Genomic DNA, 17,377 nt, shown 5'->3' with positions numbered 1-17,377 from the left:
CTCAACTCCGGAGATTGCGGACGGCGTGGAGCAGCTGACTCAGTCCAGCCGCCCGGTCGGTCAGGTGCAGGCGGAGCAGCGGGCGATCCCGGCGGCGCAGGGCCGCCCGGTCACCGGCGGCCTGGGCCGCCTGCAGCTCGCCGAGGGTGTACGGCCGGTCGGGCACCGGCAGGTCGTTGTCGGCCGCGCCGGTGAGGTGGAGAAACGACCCGAGCGGCGGGCCGCCCCGATGGTACTGGCCGGCGCCGGCCAGCGCCCGCGCCGCCCAGTCGAAGGTGACGGTCCGTCCGGTGGCCGCGGCCAGCAGCGGGCGCAGCCGCGCGGCATCGGCGTCGGCCGAGGGGTCCAGGTAGGCCTGCACGGCCAGGTAGCCGCCCGCGCCGATGCCGGCGAGCAGGGCCGCGAGGCTGCCGGCGAGGTCTCGCGGGCCGGCGGTCGGCCCGTACACCTCGATGGAACCCTCGACGAACGTCGGCGTTCCGGTCGGTCCGCGCTGCGCCAGGAGCCGCTCGGCCTCGCGCTCGGCCGCCGCCACCCCGGACCGGTCGAACGGGTCGACCCCCAGCACCTCGGCGGCCACGGCCGCCGCGTACTGCCAGGTCAGGAACTGTGCGCCGAGCGGGCCGACGACGGCCAGGTCGGGGCTGGCCCCGCCACCCGGTACGGCCCCGGCCCGCAGCGCGCCTCCGTAGCTGACCGACAGGACGTCCGGACCGGTCGACCCCGGGCTGCCGGGCGCCTCCATGACCACCGGCAGGATGCCGACCCCGTCCCGGCCGGTGGCGCCGGCCAGCAGCTGGGCGATCCAGTCACCCAGCCCGTCCAGCCCGCTGCCGTCCGGCAGCAGCGCGACCCGGTCCCGGCCGTTGGTGGCGGCCGCGCCGAGCGCGGCGCCCAGCGCCAGGCCCGGGTTGTCCCGCTCCCCGCCCAGCGCGCCGGCCAGCTCCTCGGCCTGGTCGAGCAGCTCGACCACCTCCACCCCGGCCAGCGCCGCGGGCACCAGAGCGGACGCGTCGAGCGCGGCGAACCGGCCGCCGCCCGCCGGCTCGGCGAGCACCACGAACGCGCCCAGCTCGGCGGCCGTCTCGACCAGCGGCGAGTCGGGCTCGGTGACCACGACGAAGTGCCGGCCCGCCTCGGCCGCGGTGCGGCCGGTGTCCAGAAACGCCTGCCGGTAGACCCGGCGCAGCGCGTCGGTAGCGGGGGACGAGCCGGCTCCGTCGGCCAGCACCACGACCGTGCGCTCCAGCCGGTCGCCGAGGGCGGCCCGCACCCGCACCGGATCGACGCCGTCGAGCACGGTCAGCGGCCGGCCGGTGGTGCGGGCGATGGCCGCCGACGCCAGCGCGGCCGCGCCCGTGCCGACGACCACCACGTGCTCGAGGTCGCCCAGCTCGTCGCAGAGCTCGGCGAGCTGCGGCAGCAGCTCCCGGCTCCGGCGGTGGGTGTCCAGCCAGCCGAGGCCGGTCCGCGCCCCGCCGACGGACCCGGCGCCCCCCGGGCCGGCGTCCCGGGCCGACATCCGGCCCGGCACCCCGGCCGCCACCAGGGCGGACCGCGCGGAGGCGGGGGCCGATCGGTCCACCGCCTCCGCGCCGTACACGGAGACCCCGCCGCCGGCCTCCACCGGGCCGGAGAGCAGGTCAGTCACGTCGCGGCCCATGGGATCACGCGTTGCCACCCGCGCGCTGCGCCGCTTCCGCGTTGCCCTTGGCGGCCTCGTTTGGGCTGCCCTGCCCCTGCGCCGCGGCCTCCAGCGACTTGCGGACGCCGTCGAGCAGCTCCTGCCAGCTGGCCTCGAACTTCTCCACGCCCTCCCGCTCGAGGGTGGCGATCACGTCGTCGAAGTCGACGCCCACCGAGCCGAGCGCGTCGATCGCCCGCTGGGCGTCGTCGTACGCGCCGGTCACCGTGTCGCCGCGGACCTCGCCGTGGTCGGCGAAGGCCCGGAGCACCGGCTCGGGCATCGTGTTGACGGTACCCGGCGCGATGAGCTCCTCGACGTAGATGACGTCCCGGTAGTCGGGGTTCTTGGTGGAGGTGGAGGCCCACAGCGGGCGCTGCGGGTGCGCGCCGGCGTCGGCCAGCGCCTGCCACCGGTCGGAGGCGAAGACCTTGGCGTACCGCTGGTAGGCCAGCCGGGCGTTGGCCACGGCCGCCTTGCCGCGCAGCGCCTTGGCCTCGTCCGAGCCGATCTTCTCCAGCCGCTTGTCCACCTCGGTGTCGACCCGGGAGACGAAGAACGACGCCACCGAGCCGATGGTGGACAGGTCGTGGCCGTTGGCCTTGGCCTGCTCCAGGCCGGCCAGGAACGCCTCCATGACCGCGGAGTAGCGCTCCAGGCCGAAGATCAGCGTCACGTTCACGCTGATGCCGGCCGCCAGCGTCTCGGTGATCGCCGGGATGCCGGCCTCGGTGGCCGGGATCTTGATGTAGAGGTTCGGCCGGTCGACCAGCCACCACAGCGCCTTGGCCTCGGCCACCGTCTTCTCGGTGTCGTACGCCAGCCGCGGGTCGACCTCCAGCGAGACCCGGCCGTCGACCCCGGCGCTCGCGTCGTACGCGGGGCGCATCACGTCGCACGCCCACCGCACGTCGTACGCGGTGAGCATCCGGACGCCCTCCTCGACGGAGATGCCCCGGGTGGCCAGCTCGCGCAGCTGCGAGTTGTATTCGTCGGCGTCGCTGAGCGCCTTGGCGAAGATCGTCGGGTTGGTGGTGACGCCGACCAGGTGGTCCTCCCGGCGCAGCTTGTCGAGGCCGCCGGAGCTGAGGCGTACCCGGGAAAGGTCGTCAAGCCAGACCGCCACGCCCGCGGCGGTGAGTTCGCCCAATCTGTCCGTCATCGCTGACCTCTTTCCCTCAGTTGCCGGTGGTGGTGCCGGTGATCGTGCCGACCCGGGCCATCGAGGCGTGTGCCGCCGCCACGACCCGGTCCGGGGTGAACCCGAACTGCTCGAACAGCACGTTGTACGGCGCGCTGGCCCCGTAGTGTTCAATGCTCACGCATTCCCCGCAGTCGCCCACGAGGTCGCGCCAGGACATCGCGATGCCGGCCTCGACGCTGACCCGCGCCTTCACGCCGGACGGCAGCACCGACTGCTGGTACGCCTGGTCCTGCTCCCGGAACCACTCCTGGCAGGGCATCGAGACCACCCGCGTCGGGGTGCCCTGCTCCTCCAGGCGCTCCCGGGCGGTGAGGCAGAGCTGCACCTCGGACCCGGTGCCGATGAGGATCACCTCGGGCTTGCCGTTGGAGGCGTCGGCCAGCACGTAGCCGCCCTTGGCCACGCCCTCGGCGGAGCCCAGCTCGGACCGGTCGACGGTGGGCAGGGCCTGCCGGCTGAGCGCCAGCCCGGTGGGCCGGTCGGTGTGCTCAAGGGCCATCCGCCACGCCCAGGCGGTCTCGTTGCCGTCCGCCGGGCGCACCACGTCCAGGCCGGGGATCGCGCGCAACGCGCTGAGGTGCTCGATCGGCTGGTGCGTCGGGCCGTCCTCGCCGAGCCCGATGGAGTCGTGCGTCCAGACGTACACGACCGGCAGCTTCATCAGCGCGGCGAGCCGCACGGACGGGCGCATGTAGTCGCTGAACACCAGGAACGTGCCGCCGTACGGGCGGGTGCCGCCGTGCAGCACGATGCCGTTCATGATCGCGCCCATGGCGTGTTCCCGGATGCCGAAGTGCAGCGTGCGGCCGTACTCGTCGCCGGGGAACTCCTTGGTGGCGTACTCGGCCGGCACGAACGACGGCTCGCCCTTCATGCTGGTGTTGTTGCTCTCCGCGAGGTCGGCCGAGCCGCCCCACAGCTCCGGGAGCACCGGCGCCAGGGCCTCCAGGACCTTCCCGGAAGCGGCCCGGGTGGCCACGCCCTTGGCGTCCGCCGGGAACTCCGGCAGCGCGTCGGTCCAGCCGTTCGGCAGGGTACGGGTGCGCATCCGGTCGTACAGCGCCTTGCGCTCGGGGTTCGCCTTGGCCCAGCCGTCGAACGCCCGCTGCCACTCGGCGTGCGCCGCGCGGCCCCGCTCGGTGGCCTCCCTGGCGTGCGCGAGCACCTTCTCGTCCACGGTGAAGCTCTGCGCCGGGTCGAAGCCGAGCAGCTTCTTGGTGGCGGCCACCTCGTCGGCGCCCAGCGCCGAGCCGTGCGACTTGCCGGTGTTCTGCTTGTTCGGCGCGGGCCAGGCGATGATCGTGCGCAGCGCGATGAAGGACGGCCGCCCGGTCTCCGCCTTGGCCGCGACCAGCGCGCGGTACAGCGCCTCGGCGTCCTCGTGGTAGTCGCCCTGGTCGGCGTCGCCGCGGCGCCAGTCGACCGTCTGCACGTGCCAGCCGTACGCGGCGTAGCGCGCGGCCACGTCCTCGCTCTTGGCGATCCGGGTGTCGTCCTCGATCGAGATCTCGTTGTCGTCGTAGATCAGCGTGAGGTTGCCGAGCTTCTGGTGCCCGGCCAGCGCGGCCGCCTCGTGGCTGATGCCCTCCTCCATGTCGCCGTCGGAGGCGATGCACCAGATGTTGTGGTCGAACGGGGACGCGCCCGGGCCGGCCTCCGGGTCGAGCAGGCCACGCTCGCGGCGGGCCGCCATGGCCATCCCGACGGCGTTGCCCACGCCCTGGCCCAGCGGCCCGGTGGTGGTCTCCACGCCGGCGGTGTGGCCGTGCTCGGGGTGACCGGGGGTGAGCGAGCCCCACTGCCGCAGCGACTGCAGGTCGGCCAGGCTCAGGCCATAGCCGGAGAGGTAGAGCTGGATGTAGAGGGTGAGGCTGCTGTGCCCGGCGGAGAGCACGAAGCGGTCCCGGCCGGCCCAGTCGGGGTCGGTGGGGTCGTGCCGCATCAGCCGGTTGAAGAGGAGGTACGCGGCCGGGGCCAGACTCATCGCCGTGCCGGGATGACCGTTTCCGGCCTTCTCCACGGCGTCCATGGCCAGGACGCGTACGGTGTCGACGGCCCGGCGGTCGAGGTCGGACCAGTTCAAGGGGTTTGGCTCCCGTCGATTTTCAGCCACGATCGATGTGCTCCTCACGAATGGGCGGAACCCTCGGTGATGACCCTATCGAGCGCGGTTGAACACCCGAGCGCGGATCTGCGTCCCGGTCGCCCTTCGGGACACCCTGCTGGAGGACTACCCGGCCCGGGGGTCCGCTACTCGGTCGCCGGGCCACCGAACGGGTGGGACCGGTGTGATCGCCCGCACCGTTGCCGGGTCGGCCGGGCGGCCCGGGAAGCGGCGCGTACGCTGTTGCTTCGGTGAGCAGACGCGGATCCGCCTCGGCTGCCGATCAGAATTCCCCTGCCGACGCCGGAAGGTGGCAGTCCGTGAGTATGGTCACCGAGCGCCCCGTCTCCACCGCGGCCGGCTCGCCGGCTCGGGCGAACGGGACGAGCGGTTCGACCGCTCCGGGCGGATGGGGCTCCGTCCTGCGCGCGTACGTCATGCTGACGAAGCCGCGCATCGTCGAGCAGCTGCTGATCACCACCGTGCCGCCGATGATGCTCGCGGCCCGGGGCCTGCCGTCGCTCTGGCTGATCGCCGTGGTCCTGCTCGGTGGCTCGCTGGCCGCCGGCGCGGCCAGCGTGATCAACTGCTACATCGACCGGGACATCGACCAGGTCATGCGGCGGACGAAGCGTCGCCCGCTGCCCTCGCACACCGTGTCGCCGCGCAACGCGCTGGTGTTCGGGCTGGTGCTCGCGGCCGTTTCCACGGCGCTGATGGCGACCTTCACCAACTGGCCGGCCACCCTGCTGACGCTCGGGTCGATCGCCTATTACGACCTGGTCTACACCCTCTGGCTCAAGCGGACGACCACCCAGAACACCTTCTGGGGCGGGATCTGCGGCGCCACCCCGGTGCTGATCGGCTGGGTGGCGGTGACCGGCACGCTGAGCCCGGCCGCGTGGGCGCTGTTCGCCGTGGTGTTCTGCTGGCAGATGCCGCACTTCTACGCGCTCGCCATCAAATACAGCGCCGACTATGCCCGGGCCAACATTCCGATGCTTCCGGTGGTGGCCTCGGTACGCCGGGTGAACACGGAGATTCTGCTCTTCTCCTGGCTCACCGTGCTGGCCTCGCTGGCGGCCTGGCCGCTGGCCGCCGGAGTCGGCCTGATCTACGCGGTGCCGGCGGGCACGGTCGGCGCGATCTTCCTGGTCGAGGCGCACCTGCTCGCGCGCCGGGCCAGCCGGGGCGAGGCGGTGCGGCCGATGCGGCTTTTCCACTGGTCGACCACCTATCTGACGATCCTGTTCGTGGCTGCCGCCGTCGACGCGCTGGTCTGATTTTCCGCGGGCCGGCCACTTCCACGTTGGGCTATGTCCGAAGGTCCGGCCTCCGGTGGCTTGAGTCGGATTTCTGACTGTTTTGTCCGCTTCCCTGGACGGATGGATGCGTGCAAAGGGGCGGAATCGCCTTTCGGCATTCTTAAACCTGCTGGTAATTGCCGTCACATATTGCCGACAACCAGGCCACACGTGAGCCTCCGTCTGTTTACGCTGCGGACATGGCAGATGGTTCCGATACGACGCTGACGACCGAGAAGACCGGTCCGGCCCCCTCCGGGCTCGTGGCCGGCCTGAAGTCGTTCGCCGCCGAGCACGGCGGCGCGCGGGCGGTCATCGAGTACGTCGGTAAGCGGGGGGCACGGATCGTCCTGGTGGGCTCCGACGGGGTGTGGGCCGACCAGTTCGCCGAGGGCACGGACGTGGCCCGGGAGGCGTGCGTCACCGCGGGCATCACCGTGGAGAACGAATGGGAGCGCGAGCTCATGGACCAGATGCGGCCGAGCAACGATCTCTGGCGCTCGATGGCCCGTCGGACCATGGCTCGCTGACATTGATAGGGGACGACCAGGCGACCCGGGGTACGCCCCGGGTCGCCCTGGTGACCTGTTCGGCCCTGCCCGACCTGGACCCGGACGACCGGCTGCTGCTCGGTCCGCTGGCGGATCGGGGCGTACGCGCCGTCCCGGTGGTGTGGGACGACGCCGGGATGGACTGGTCCTCGGTCTCGCTCGCCGTGATCCGGTCGACCTGGGACTACCCGGCTCGCCGGCCGGAGTTCACCGCCTGGGCCCGGACCGTGCCGGCGCTGGCCAACCCGGCCGACGTGCTGGAGTGGAACACCGACAAGACCTACCTCGACGGCCTGTCGAGGACCCTGCCCACCGTGCCCACCGAGTGGATCCCCCCGGACCGGACCTGGTCGCTCCCGCCCGCCGGGGATTACGTGATCAAGCCCACGATCAGCGCCGGGAGCCGGGACACCGGCCGGTACGACCTGACCGACCCGGAGCACCGCGCCGCCGCCCGGGCCCACCTGGGGCGGCTGGCGGAGGCGGGCCGGACCGGCATGGTGCAGCCCTACCTCGCGGCGGTGGACACCCTGGGGGAGACCGCGCTGATCTACCTGGCCGACCCCGACGGGCTGCGGTTCAGCCACGCCATCCGCAAGGGCCCCATGCTGACCGGCCCGGACACCGGGGTCGAGGGCCTCTACCTGGCCGAGAAGATCGAGGCCCGGGTGCCGGAGCCGGCCGAGGTCGAGCTGGGTGACCGGGTGCTGGCGGCGGTGCCGGGCGGTCCCGAGCGGCTGCTCTATGCCCGCGTCGACCTGATCCCGGGCCCGGACTCCCGGCCGGTGCTGGTCGAGCTGGAGCTGACCGAGCCCTCACTGTTCCTGTCGCACGCTCCCGGCGCCCCCGACCAGCTGGCCGACGCCATCGCCGCCCGCCTGCTGCGCTAGGGCGCGTGTCAAAGTCCTCGGCCGGCCAGGGGCTTTGACACGCGCCCTAGCTGCGGGGGACGGCCAGTGCCTTGGCGGGTTCGGGGTCGGCGGTGGTGGGGTTGGCGACCGCCGGATGGCGCTCGCGGGTGGACCACAGCACGCCGAGGGTGGCCAGCCAGACCAGGGCGGCGCCCAGCATGTGCGCGGCGACCAGCACGATCGGCAGGTGGGTGAAGTACTGCACGAAGCCGATCACGCCCTGGCTCAGCTCCACCGCGAGCAGCACGGCGGCCGCCCGGGCCGCCCGGTCCGCGCCCACGGCCCGCAGCCCGAACCACAGCGCCACCGACAGGCCGAGCAGCAGGAAGACCGCGTCGGCGTGCAGCTGGGCGATGGCGGCCGGGGCCAGCCCGTTCCGGGCCGCGCCGTGGTCGCCGGAGTGCGGACCGCTGCCGGTGACGAAGGTGCCGAGCACCAGCACGACCGCGCTGACGCCGGTCAGCAGGCCGGTGAGGCCCCGCAGCGCCCCCGGGACGGTGGGCACGGCCGGGACGTCGGGCTCGGCCGCGCGCCGCCAGAACGCGTACGCGCCGGCCAGCACGGCCATCGAGGCCAGGAAGTGCAGCCCGACCACCCACGGGTTGAGCCCGCTCAGCACGGTGATCCCGCCGATCACGGCCTGGGCGGGAATGCCCAGCCCGGCGACGATGGCCAGCGGCACCAGCCCGCGCGGCCGGGGTCGGCGGCGCAGCGCGGCAACCAGGCCGGCCACCGCGATGGCGCCGATCACGAAGAACAACATCCGGTTGCCGAACTCGATCATGCCGTGTACGCCCATTTCGGGCGTGGTCCGGTAGGACTCCGCGGTGCACCGGGGCCAGGTCGGGCAGCCGAGGCCCGAGTCGGTCAGCCGCACCGCGCCGCCGGTGACGACGAGGACGACGTTCGCGACCACGCCCGCGGCGGCCAGCCGGCGAAGGGTCGAATCGCTGCTCAAGGGGCCAGATCGGCTCACGGCGCCCATCGTACTGAACGCGCCGGCCGGCGCCGGTGGGCCGGTGGTTGGGATCACCCGGGGGTGGGTTTGCGGCGCTCGGGCCAATTACGTAACGTTGGCGTTGTGAAAAACGCGGTGGCGCCTCCCGAGCGCGAGCCGGCCGACCCGGCCGCCGGCTCGGCGGACGGCCGCACCCGCGACCGGCTGACCCGGCTGCTGCTGGTGCGCGGCGCGGCCACGGCCGCCCAGCTCGGCGCCGCCCTGGGGCTGAGCCCGGCCGCCATCCGCCGGCACCTGGACGCCATGCAGGTCGACGGCGACGTGATCGCCCGCGAGCAGCCGGTCCGGGGCGGCCGGCAGCGCGGCCGGCCGGCCAAGATCTTCCTGCTCACCGACGCCGGCCGGGTCCGCTGCGGCACCCACACGTACGACGGCATGGCGACCGCGGCGCTGCGCTGGATCGCCCGGCACGCCGGGCCGGACGCGGTCGACGCGTTCGCCAACGAGCAGGTGGCGGCCCTCGAGGCGCGCTGCCGGTCGGCCATGGCGGACGCCGGCGAGGACCCGCTGGCCCGGGCCGAGGCCCTGGCCGGGGCGCTCACGGCCGAGGGCTACGCTGCCAACGCCTCGACGATCGCGAGCGGCGGCCAGCTCTGCCAGCACCACTGCCCGGTGGCGCACGTGGCCGCCGAGTTCCCGCAGCTCTGCGAGGCCGAGACGGCGGTCATCTCCCGCCTGGTCGGCACGCACGTGCAGCGGCTGGCGACCATCGCGCACGGCGACGGGGTGTGCACCACGCACATCCCGGCCCAGGCCCAGCGCGGCAGGTCGCTTCCGGCGCCCGGCGGGGCGCCGACCGGAACCACCGTCACCCAGACCGGAACCACCGTCTCCACTGTGAGGACAGATAGATGACCGAGCAGACCGTCCAGCCCGTCACCACCCAGGAGGAGCACCTCGCCGCCCTGGGCCGGTACGAGTACGGCTGGGCCGACTCCGACATCGCGGGCGCCTCCGCCCAGCGCGGCCTCAACGAGGCGGTGGTGCGGGACATCTCCGCCAAGAAGAACGAGCCGGCGTGGATGCTCGACCTGCGGCTCAAGGGCCTGCGGCTGTTCGGCCGCAAGCCCATGCCGGCCTGGGGCGCGGACCTCACCGGGATCGACTTCGACAACATCAAGTACTTCGTGCGGTCCACCGAGAAGCAGGCGGCCAACTGGGACGAGCTGCCCGAGGACATCAAGCGGACGTACGACAAGCTCGGCATCCCGGAGGCGGAGAAGCAGCGCCTCATCGCCGGCGTGGCCGCGCAGTACGAGTCCGAGGTGGTCTACCACAAGATCCGTGAGGACCTCGAGGAGCAGGGCGTCCTCTTCCTGGACACGGACACCGCGCTCAAGGAGCACGAGGACCTGTTCAAGGAGTACTTCGGCACGGTCATCCCGGTCGGCGACAACAAGTTCGCGGCGCTGAACACCTCGGTCTGGTCCGGCGGCTCGTTCATCTACGTGCCCAAGGGCGTGAACGTGGAGATCCCGCTGCAGGCGTACTTCCGGATCAACACCGAGAACATGGGCCAGTTCGAGCGGACGCTGATCATCGTCGACGAGGGCGCGTACGTGCACTACGTCGAGGGCTGCACGGCGCCGATCTACTCGTCCGACTCGCTGCACAGCGCGGTCGTCGAGATCATCGTCAAGAAGAACGCCCGGTGCCGCTACACGACCATCCAGAACTGGTCGAACAACGTCTACAACCTGGTCACCAAGCGCGCCGTCTGCCACGAGGGCGCGACCATGGAGTGGATCGACGGCAACATCGGGTCCAAGGTGACCATGAAGTACCCGGCCGTCTACATGACCGGCGAGCACGCCAAGGGCGAGGTGCTCTCGGTGGCCATGGCCGGCGAGGGGCAGCACCAGGACGCCGGCGCCAAGATGGTGCACGCCGCTCCGCACACCTCCAGCACCATCGTCTCGAAGTCGATCGCCCGTGCCGGCGGCCGGACGTCGTACCGGGGCCTCGTGCAGGTCCTGGAGGGCTCGAACAGCAGCCGCAGCACGGTGAAGTGCGACGCGCTGCTGGTGGACGCCATCTCCCGGTCGGACACCTACCCCTACGTGGACATCCGCGAGGACGACGTGTCGATGGGCCACGAGGCCACGGTCTCGAAGGTCAGCGAGGACCAGCTCTTCTACCTGATGAGCCGGGGCCTGAGCGAGGACGAGGCGATGGCCATGATCGTGCGCGGCTTCATCGAGCCGATCGCCAAGGAACTGCCGATGGAGTACGCCCTGGAGCTCAACCGCCTGATCGAGCTGCAGATGGAGGGCGCCGTCGGCTGACGCCGGCGGCGACCGCCGCCGCGGCCGGTCAGCGGTCGCGGCGGCAGCGCCGGGCGCCGACCTCGGGCGGCGGTAGATGTGTACGGGTTCGCAGCAGAGACAGGATGAGATGAGCACGCAGGCATTCGCGCCGCCGAAGACGAAGTCGCAGGCGCTCCGCTCGTACGACGTGGCGGACTTCCCGGCCCTGACCGGGCTGGAGGAGGACTGGCGGTTCACCCCGCTGAAGCGGCTGCGCGGGCTGGCCACCGGCACGCCGGCGGCGACCGGCACGATCAAGCACGAGTACGGCCAGTTGCCGCCCGGGGTCACCGTCTCCACCGTGCCGCACGACGACGAGCGGGTGGGCAGCGTGCTCACCCCGTTCGACCGGGTCAGCGCGCTCGCGTACGGCAACGCCGAGCAGTCGCTGCTGGTCTCGGTCACGGCCAACGCGGTCGTACCGGATCCGGCCCTGGTGCGGGTGGTCGGCGACGGCTCGGCGGGCGTCGCCTACGGGCACACGTTCGTGGAGGTGGGCCGGTTCGCCGAGGCCACCCTGGTGCTGGAGCACACCGGCTCGGTCACGCTGGCCGACAACGTCGAGGTGGCGGTGGCCGACGGCGCGAAGCTGACCCTGGTCACGGTGGCCGACTGGGCCGCCGACGCGGTCCAGGCGCAGCACCTCAAGGTGCGGCTCGGCCGGGACGCCAAGGTCGTCCACATCCAGGTCTCCCTGGGCGGCGACCTGGTCCGGCAGTACACCAACGTGGAATACACCGGCCGGGGCGGCGAGGCCGAGCTGTACGGCCTGTACTTCGCCGACGGCGGCCAGCACCTCGAGCACCGCCAACTGGTCGACCACACCGTGCCGGACTGCCGCAGCTACGTGGGCTACCGGGGCGCGCTGCAGGGCGCCGACGCGCACACCGTCTGGGTCGGCGACGTGCTCATCCGGGCCGAGGCCACCGGCACCGACACGTACGAGATCAACCGGAACCTCGTGCTCACCGACGGCGCGCGGGCCGACTCGGTGCCCAACCTCGAGATCGAGACGGGCGAGGTGGCCGGGGCCGGACACGCCAGCGCCACCGGGCGGTTCGACGACGAGCAGCTGTTCTACCTGATGGCCCGGGGGATCCCGGAGGGCGAGGCACGCCGGCTGGTGGTCCGCGGCTTCTTCGCAGAGCTGATCAACAAGATCCCGGTCGAGGCCCTGCGCGAGCGGCTGGGCGACGCCATCGAGGCCCGGCTGGCGAGCGCGGGGAGCGAGTTCGCGAGCCCCGCGGTCGCGAGCGAGGACGCCGCGGCGACGGCGGGGGCGTGATGTCCGAACCGATCCGGATCTGCGCCGCCGACGACGTGCCGAAGGGCACGGCGATCCGCGCCGACGTGGACGGCGCCGAGATCGCCGTGGTGCACGCCGACGACGGCAACTTCTACGCCGTGCGCGACGAGTGCTCGCACGCCGCCATCCCGCTCTCCGAGGGCGAGGTGGACGGCTGCACGCTGGAGTGCTGGCTGCACGGCTCCCGCTTCGACCTGCGGACCGGCGAGCCGACCGGGCTGCCCGCCACCGAACCCGTTCCCGTCTATCCCGTCGATGTCCGTGACGGCGACGTGTACGTCAGCCTCACGCCGAGCAATGGAGTGACCCGATAATGAGCACCCTGGAGATCCGCGACCTGCAGGTGTCGGTCAAGCTGCCCGACGGGGAGCTTAAGCCGATCCTGGCCGGTGTCGACCTGACCGTGCGGTCCGGCGAGACGCACGCCATCATGGGCCCGAACGGCTCGGGCAAGTCCACCCTGGCCTACTCGATCGCCGGTCACCCGAAATACCAGATCACCGGCGGCAGCGTGCTGCTGGATGGCGAGGACGTGCTGGCCATGTCCGTCGACGAGCGGGCCCGGGCCGGGCTCTTCCTGGCCATGCAGTACCCGGTCGAGGTGCCCGGCGTGTCGGTGGCGAACTTCCTGCGTACCGCCAAGACGGCCATCGACGGCCAGGCGCCGAAGCTGCGGACCTGGGCCGGCGAGCTGCGCGGCGCCATGGAGCGGCTGCAGATGGACCCGGCGTTCGCCCAGCGCAACGTGAACGAGGGCTTCTCCGGCGGCGAGAAGAAGCGGCACGAGATCGTCCAGCTGGAGCTGCTCAAGCCCAAGATGGCGATCCTGGACGAAACCGACTCGGGTCTGGACGTGGACGCGCTGCGGGTGGTCAGCCAGGGCGTGAACCGGATCCGCGAGACCGGCGAGACCGGCCTGCTGCTGATCACCCACTACACCCGGATCCTGCGCTACATCAAGCCGGACCACGTGCACGTCTTCGTCGCCGGCCGGATCGTCGAGCAGGGTGGCCCGGAGCTGGCCGACAAGCTGGAGGAGTCCGGCTACGAGCGGTACGTGGCCGGCGCCGGCGCGGCGCGGGCCTGACCGGAGCGAGAGGACGCGAGGGGCAGATGAGCAGCACCATCGCCATCCCGCCGGGCATGCCGCAGTACGACGACGTGCCGCGCTTCGACGTCGACCGGGTGCGGGCCGACTTCCCGATCCTGAGCCGGGAGGTCAACGGGCACCCGCTGGTCTACCTCGACAGCGCGGCCACCTCGCAGAAGCCGCGGCAGGTCCTCGACGTGCTGCGCGAGCACTACGAGCGGCACAACGCGAACGTCTCCCGCTCGGTGCACACGCTGGGCACCGAGGCCACCGAGGCGTACGAGGGGGCCCGGGCGAAGGTGGCGGCGTTCATCAACGCGCCCAGCCCGGACGAGGTGGTGTTCACCAAGAACGTCACCGAGGCGATCAACCTGGTGGCGTACGCCTTCTCCAACGCCTCGGCGGCCGCGAAGGGTGACCCGCGGTTCCGGCTGGGGCCCGGCGACGAGGTGGTGATCTCCGAGATGGAGCACCACTCGAACCTCGTGCCCTGGCAGTTGCTCTGCGAGCGGACGGGCGCCACGCTGCGCTGGTTCGGCCTCACCGACGGCGGCCGGCTCGACGAGTCGAACCTGGACGAGCTGGTCAACGAGCGGACGAAGCTCGTCTCGCTGGTGCACATGTCCAACATCCTCGGCACGGTCAACGCCACGTCGCGGATCACCCGCCGGGTGCGGGAGGTGGGCGCGCTGCTGCTGCTGGACTGCGCGCAGTCGGTGCCGCACCTGCCGATGGACGTGGTCGACTACGACGCCGACTTCATCGCCTTCACCGGGCACAAGATGTGCGGGCCCACCGGCATCGGGGTGCTGTGGGGCCGATCCGAGCTGCTGGCGGCGATGCCGCCGGTGCTCGGCGGCGGGTCGATGATCGAGACGGTGACGATGGGCCGGTCGACCTTCGCGGCCCCGCCGGCCCGGTTCGAGGCCGGCACGCCGCCGATCGCCGAGGCAGTCGGGCTGGGCGCGGCCATCGACTACCTCTCCGGGATCGGCATGCAGGCCATCCAGTGGCACGAGAAGGAGCTGACCGCGTACGCGCTGGACGCCCTCTCCACGGTGCCCGGCCTGCGGATCTTCGGCCCGGCCGTGCCGGTAGGCCGGGGCGGCACCATCTCCTTCGCCCTGGGCGACCTGCATCCGCACGATGTGGGACAGGTGCTCGACTCGCAGGGCGTTCAGGTGCGGGTGGGGCACCACTGTGCGCGACCGACGTGTGTCCGCTATGGCGTGCCGGCAACGACCCGGGCATCGTTCTACCTGTACACCACCACAGGGGAGATCGACGCGCTGGTGCGCGGGCTCGATCAGGCACGGAAGGTGTTCGGCTGATGCGGATCGACGATCTGTACCAGGAGATCATCCTGGACCATTACAAGCACCCGCACGGCCGCGGGCTGCGCGAGGCCGGCGGCGCGGACCTGCGGGTCGCCGAGGCCCATCACGTGAACCCGACCTGCGGCGACGAGGTGACGGTCCGGGTCGCGGTGGACGCCGACCGGGTGGCCGACGTCTCGTACGACGGGATGGGCTGCTCGATCAGCCAGGCCTCGGCGAGCGTGCTGCACGAGTTGCTGACCGGGCAGGACACCGGCCGGGTGGCGGCGGTGCACGCGGCGTTCGTCGAGCTGATGTCCAGCCGGGGACAGGTCGCGCCGGACGAGGATGTACTGGGTGACGGGGTGGCTTTCGCGGGGGTGGCCCGCTACCCGGCCCGGGTGAAGTGCGCGCTGCTGCCCTGGATGGCCTTCAAGGACGCGGCGGCGCGCGCAGGCATGGGAATGAGCCCGGAGGTGACGGCATGAGCAGTGACAGCACGACGAAGATCGCCGATATCGAAGAGGCGATGAAGGACGTGGTCGACCCCGAGCTGGGGATCAACGTGGTCGACCTGGGACTCGTGTACGGGATCCACGTCGGCGACGACAACGTGGCCACCCTGGACATGACCCTCACCTCGGCGGCCTGCCCGCTGACCGACGTGATCGAGGACCAGACCCGGGACGCGCTCACCAAGGGTCCGGGAGGCGGCCTGGTGGACGACTTCCGGATCAACTGGGTCTGGCTGCCGCCGTGGGGCCCCGACAAGATCACCGACGAGGGCCGCGACCAGCTCCGCTCCCTAGGCTTCAACGTCTAACCCCGCCCTCTCCCCACCCCCGCCCCCGTCCCCACCCCTCCTCCTCCGCGATCTTGCACTTTTGGCCCCGGCAAAAGAGGCGAAAAGCCGCGGAAAGGGGGCCCAAGGTGCAAGATCGCCGCAGGCGTGGGCGCGGGGAGGCCCGGGGGCGGGTGGGGAGGCCGGGGGCGCGGAAATGCGGTGGCTCGGGTCGTGGGGGTTGCCGACAATGAGCGGGTGACCGCGTCGTACCCGCTTGCCGCCCGTCCTGTACCGTTGGCCGCGGCGGCCGCGCGACAGCGGGTGGCCACGGTGTCCGGCGCGGTCCTTCGCCGCCGATCGTGACGGCGGCCTTCCTGGCCGGGCTGGTGGCCGGGTACGGCGTGGCGCTCCCGGTCGGTGCCATCGCCGTGCTCGTGCTGGGTCTGAGCGCGCGGTTCTCGCTGCGGGTCGGCGCCGCCGCCGCGGCCGGCGTGGCCACGGCCGACGGCCTGTACGCGGCGGTCGCGGCCGCCGGCGGGGTGGCGCTGGCCCGGCTCATCACCCCGGTGGCCCAGCCGCTGCGCTGGGTGGCCGTGGTCGTGCTGCTGGGGCTGGCCGTGCACGGCGGGTGGCGGGCGGTGACCCGGCACCGCCGACCGCAGGCCGGCGGCCGGGCCGAGGTGCTGTCCACCCCGGGCCGCGCGTACGCGGCGGTGCTGGCGCTGACCCTGCTCAACCCGATGACGATCGTCTACTTCGCCGCCCTCGTGGTCGGGCGGCAGCCGGCCGCCGGCTCCTCCGCCAGCGCCGCGGTGCTGTTCGTGGTCGGCGCCTTCACCGCCTCGGCGAGCTGGCAGCTGCTGATCGCCGCGGGCGGATCGCTGGTCGGCCGGGCTCTGGCCGGCCCTACCGGCAGGCTCGTGACGGCGCTGCTGTCCAGCGCGCTCATCGCCGGCCTGGCCGTCACCCTGCTGGTCTGACCAGCCGGCAACGCGACCGCGGCGGATCAGAGATGCTTGGTGGCCTCGCGTACCGACAGCGGGGACAGCCGGGAGCGGTTGGCCGCGACGTACCGGCGGACGACCTCGGGCGCGGACCTCGCGTACTCGCGTAGCGCCCAGCCGATCGCCTTGCGGATGAAGAAGTCCGGGTGGTCGGCCCGGGCGGCGCAGTACGCGAAGAGTCGCCGTTCGTCGGTCGCCTCCTTGAAGGTGAGCTGGTGCAGCAGGGCGCTACGCACCACCCACAGGTCCCGGTCGGCGATCCACTCGTCCATCGCCGCGGACAGCTCGGGATGCCGGCGTACGAGCGGGCCGACGAGGTGCGCGGCCAGGCTGTCGACCGTGTCCCACCAGGGCTTCGTGCTGACCAGGAACCGGGCCGTTGCCAGGAAGTCCGCCGAACAGACCGGCGCATGGCGGCGCAGGTACCCGCAGGCGAAATACTGGAACTCCCGCTCCGGAAGATCCCAGCAGGCCACCGCCACCGCCCGTAGGTCGGCCTCCGTCGGCGCGTCCAGGCCGGCCAGCACCGTCCGGCTCAAGGTCCGCTGTGCCGGCGCCGGGATGCCGAGGAACGGGAAAAGCCCGCGCATGTACGTGGACATGGCCAGGGCCCGCTCCGGGTCGCGCGCTTCGCCGTACGCCGTCGTGAGCCGGGTCATCACGGTGTCGGCCAGCGAGGAAGGCATGCCGGGGATCATCGCATCCGGCGATTGTCGGACCGTCGGCTCGGTGAGCCGCGTTAGGAAGGGCCCCTTCCTATACAAAAAGCGATAAGAAGGGGCCCTTCCTTGCGAC

General features: G+C 72.3%; 17 protein-coding genes. 12 read left to right on the top strand and 5 right to left on the bottom strand.

All coding sequences use genetic code 11. From position 1 onward, the window contains the following. Position 1 precedes the first annotated feature (1 nt). The 3 genes from ACFFHU_RS18245 to tkt are packed head-to-tail and all read right to left on the bottom strand — an operon-like array spanning position 2 to position 5,001. The gene (locus ACFFHU_RS18245) at positions 2–1,651 is read right to left on the bottom strand and encodes a glucose-6-phosphate isomerase (RefSeq protein ID WP_377341197.1); all 1,650 of its coding nucleotides are present in this window, start codon (positions 1,649–1,651) and stop codon (positions 2–4) included. Between the two features lie 16 nt (positions 1,652–1,667). After that, positions 1,668–2,846: a transaldolase gene (tal, locus tag ACFFHU_RS18240; RefSeq protein ID WP_377340464.1), complete on the bottom strand. Its 1,179-nt coding sequence runs from the start codon at positions 2,844–2,846 to the stop codon at positions 1,668–1,670. Between the two features lie 16 nt (positions 2,847–2,862). After that, a complete protein-coding gene (tkt, locus tag ACFFHU_RS18235) occupies positions 2,863–5,001 on the bottom strand; it encodes a transketolase (protein WP_377340462.1) in 2,139 nt (712 codons plus the stop codon). Positions 5,002–5,312: 311 nt separating this feature from the next. On the opposite strand from tkt, the gene ACFFHU_RS18230 reads away from it, so the two are divergent. The 3 genes from ACFFHU_RS18230 (at position 5,313) to ACFFHU_RS18220 (ending at position 7,737) form a co-directional block, all read left to right on the top strand. Further along, positions 5,313–6,275, top strand: coding sequence for a heme o synthase (locus ACFFHU_RS18230; protein WP_377340460.1), 963 nt, complete (start codon positions 5,313–5,315; stop codon positions 6,273–6,275). Positions 6,276–6,496: 221 nt separating this feature from the next. Beyond that, the gene (locus ACFFHU_RS18225) at positions 6,497–6,826 is read left to right on the top strand and encodes a hypothetical protein (RefSeq protein ID WP_377340459.1); all 330 of its coding nucleotides are present in this window, start codon (positions 6,497–6,499) and stop codon (positions 6,824–6,826) included. A gap of 2 nt (positions 6,827–6,828) precedes the next feature. Beyond that, complete coding sequence (locus ACFFHU_RS18220; protein WP_377340458.1) at positions 6,829–7,737, top strand: DcsG N-terminal domain-containing protein; 909 nt, start codon at positions 6,829–6,831, stop codon at positions 7,735–7,737. A 46-nt stretch (positions 7,738–7,783) separates the two neighbouring features. Here ACFFHU_RS18220 and ACFFHU_RS18215 read toward each other — a convergent pair whose 3' ends face one another. Continuing rightward, entirely contained in the window at positions 7,784–8,734 is a 951-nt protein-coding gene (locus ACFFHU_RS18215; protein ID WP_377340456.1) for a COX15/CtaA family protein, read from the bottom strand. Between the two features lie 105 nt (positions 8,735–8,839). Here ACFFHU_RS18215 and ACFFHU_RS18210 point away from each other — a divergent pair, with 105 nt between their 5' ends. From ACFFHU_RS18210 to ACFFHU_RS18170, 9 genes are all read left to right on the top strand, one after another. After that, complete coding sequence (locus ACFFHU_RS18210) at positions 8,840–9,631, top strand: helix-turn-helix transcriptional regulator (RefSeq protein ID WP_377340454.1); 792 nt, start codon at positions 8,840–8,842, stop codon at positions 9,629–9,631. After that, positions 9,628–11,061: a Fe-S cluster assembly protein SufB gene (sufB, locus tag ACFFHU_RS18205; protein WP_377340452.1), complete on the top strand. Its 1,434-nt coding sequence runs from the start codon at positions 9,628–9,630 to the stop codon at positions 11,059–11,061. Before ACFFHU_RS18210 ends, sufB begins: the two co-directional genes overlap by 4 nt. A gap of 109 nt (positions 11,062–11,170) precedes the next feature. Next, the gene (gene sufD / locus ACFFHU_RS18200; protein WP_377340449.1) at positions 11,171–12,367 is read left to right on the top strand and encodes a Fe-S cluster assembly protein SufD; all 1,197 of its coding nucleotides are present in this window, start codon (positions 11,171–11,173) and stop codon (positions 12,365–12,367) included. Then, positions 12,367–12,702, top strand: coding sequence for a non-heme iron oxygenase ferredoxin subunit (locus ACFFHU_RS18195; protein WP_377340447.1), 336 nt, complete (start codon positions 12,367–12,369; stop codon positions 12,700–12,702). The genes sufD and ACFFHU_RS18195 overlap by 1 nt, the downstream gene beginning before the upstream one ends. Then, positions 12,702–13,475 carry a Fe-S cluster assembly ATPase SufC gene (sufC, locus tag ACFFHU_RS18190; RefSeq protein WP_377340445.1) on the top strand — a complete coding sequence of 258 codons (774 nt, stop codon included), beginning with the start codon at positions 12,702–12,704 and terminating at the stop codon, positions 13,473–13,475. Before ACFFHU_RS18195 ends, sufC begins: the two co-directional genes overlap by 1 nt. A 26-nt stretch (positions 13,476–13,501) precedes the next feature. Then, positions 13,502–14,809: a cysteine desulfurase gene (locus ACFFHU_RS18185; RefSeq protein ID WP_377340444.1), complete on the top strand. Its 1,308-nt coding sequence runs from the start codon at positions 13,502–13,504 to the stop codon at positions 14,807–14,809. After that, on the top strand, positions 14,809–15,282 hold the full coding sequence (sufU, locus tag ACFFHU_RS18180; protein ID WP_377340442.1) for a Fe-S cluster assembly sulfur transfer protein SufU: 474 nt from the start codon (positions 14,809–14,811) through the stop codon (positions 15,280–15,282). Before ACFFHU_RS18185 ends, sufU begins: the two co-directional genes overlap by 1 nt. Further along, on the top strand, positions 15,201–15,617 hold the full coding sequence (locus ACFFHU_RS18175; RefSeq protein WP_377340440.1) for a metal-sulfur cluster assembly factor: 417 nt from the start codon (positions 15,201–15,203) through the stop codon (positions 15,615–15,617). The genes sufU and ACFFHU_RS18175 overlap by 82 nt, the downstream gene beginning before the upstream one ends. A gap of 320 nt (positions 15,618–15,937) precedes the next feature. After that, the gene (locus ACFFHU_RS18170) at positions 15,938–16,558 is read left to right on the top strand and encodes a LysE family transporter (RefSeq protein ID WP_377340438.1); all 621 of its coding nucleotides are present in this window, start codon (positions 15,938–15,940) and stop codon (positions 16,556–16,558) included. A 26-nt stretch (positions 16,559–16,584) separates the two neighbouring features. On the opposite strand, the gene ACFFHU_RS18165 is transcribed toward ACFFHU_RS18170, so the two are convergent. Next, on the bottom strand, positions 16,585–17,268 hold the full coding sequence (locus ACFFHU_RS18165) for a DNA alkylation repair protein (RefSeq protein WP_377340437.1): 684 nt from the start codon (positions 17,266–17,268) through the stop codon (positions 16,585–16,587). Positions 17,269–17,377 lie beyond the last annotated feature (109 nt).

It is taken from the genome of Plantactinospora siamensis (assembly GCF_042434095.1).
GTDB lineage: Bacteria > Actinomycetota > Actinomycetes > Mycobacteriales > Micromonosporaceae > KBS50.
This window is presented reverse-complemented; position numbering and strand designations above follow the sequence as displayed.

Bases quoted from the DNA above. Each gene is read 5' to 3' on its own strand.
- tal (WP_377340464.1), bottom strand. From the start codon at position 2,846: ATGACGGACAGATTGGGCGAACTCACCGCCGCGGGCGTGGCGGTCTGG.
- ACFFHU_RS18225 (WP_377340459.1), top strand. From the start codon at position 6,497: ATGGCAGATGGTTCCGATACGACGCTGACGACCGAGAAGACCGGTCCG.
- sufB (WP_377340452.1), top strand. From the start codon at position 9,628: ATGACCGAGCAGACCGTCCAGCCCGTCACCACCCAGGAGGAGCACCTC.
- sufD (WP_377340449.1), top strand. From the start codon at position 11,171: ATGAGCACGCAGGCATTCGCGCCGCCGAAGACGAAGTCGCAGGCGCTC.
- ACFFHU_RS18195 (WP_377340447.1), top strand. From the start codon at position 12,367: ATGTCCGAACCGATCCGGATCTGCGCCGCCGACGACGTGCCGAAGGGC.
- sufC (WP_377340445.1), top strand. From the start codon at position 12,702: ATGAGCACCCTGGAGATCCGCGACCTGCAGGTGTCGGTCAAGCTGCCC.
- ACFFHU_RS18185 (WP_377340444.1), top strand. From the start codon at position 13,502: ATGAGCAGCACCATCGCCATCCCGCCGGGCATGCCGCAGTACGACGAC.
- sufU (WP_377340442.1), top strand. From the start codon at position 14,809: ATGCGGATCGACGATCTGTACCAGGAGATCATCCTGGACCATTACAAG.
- ACFFHU_RS18165 (WP_377340437.1), bottom strand. From the start codon at position 17,268: ATGCCTTCCTCGCTGGCCGACACCGTGATGACCCGGCTCACGACGGCG.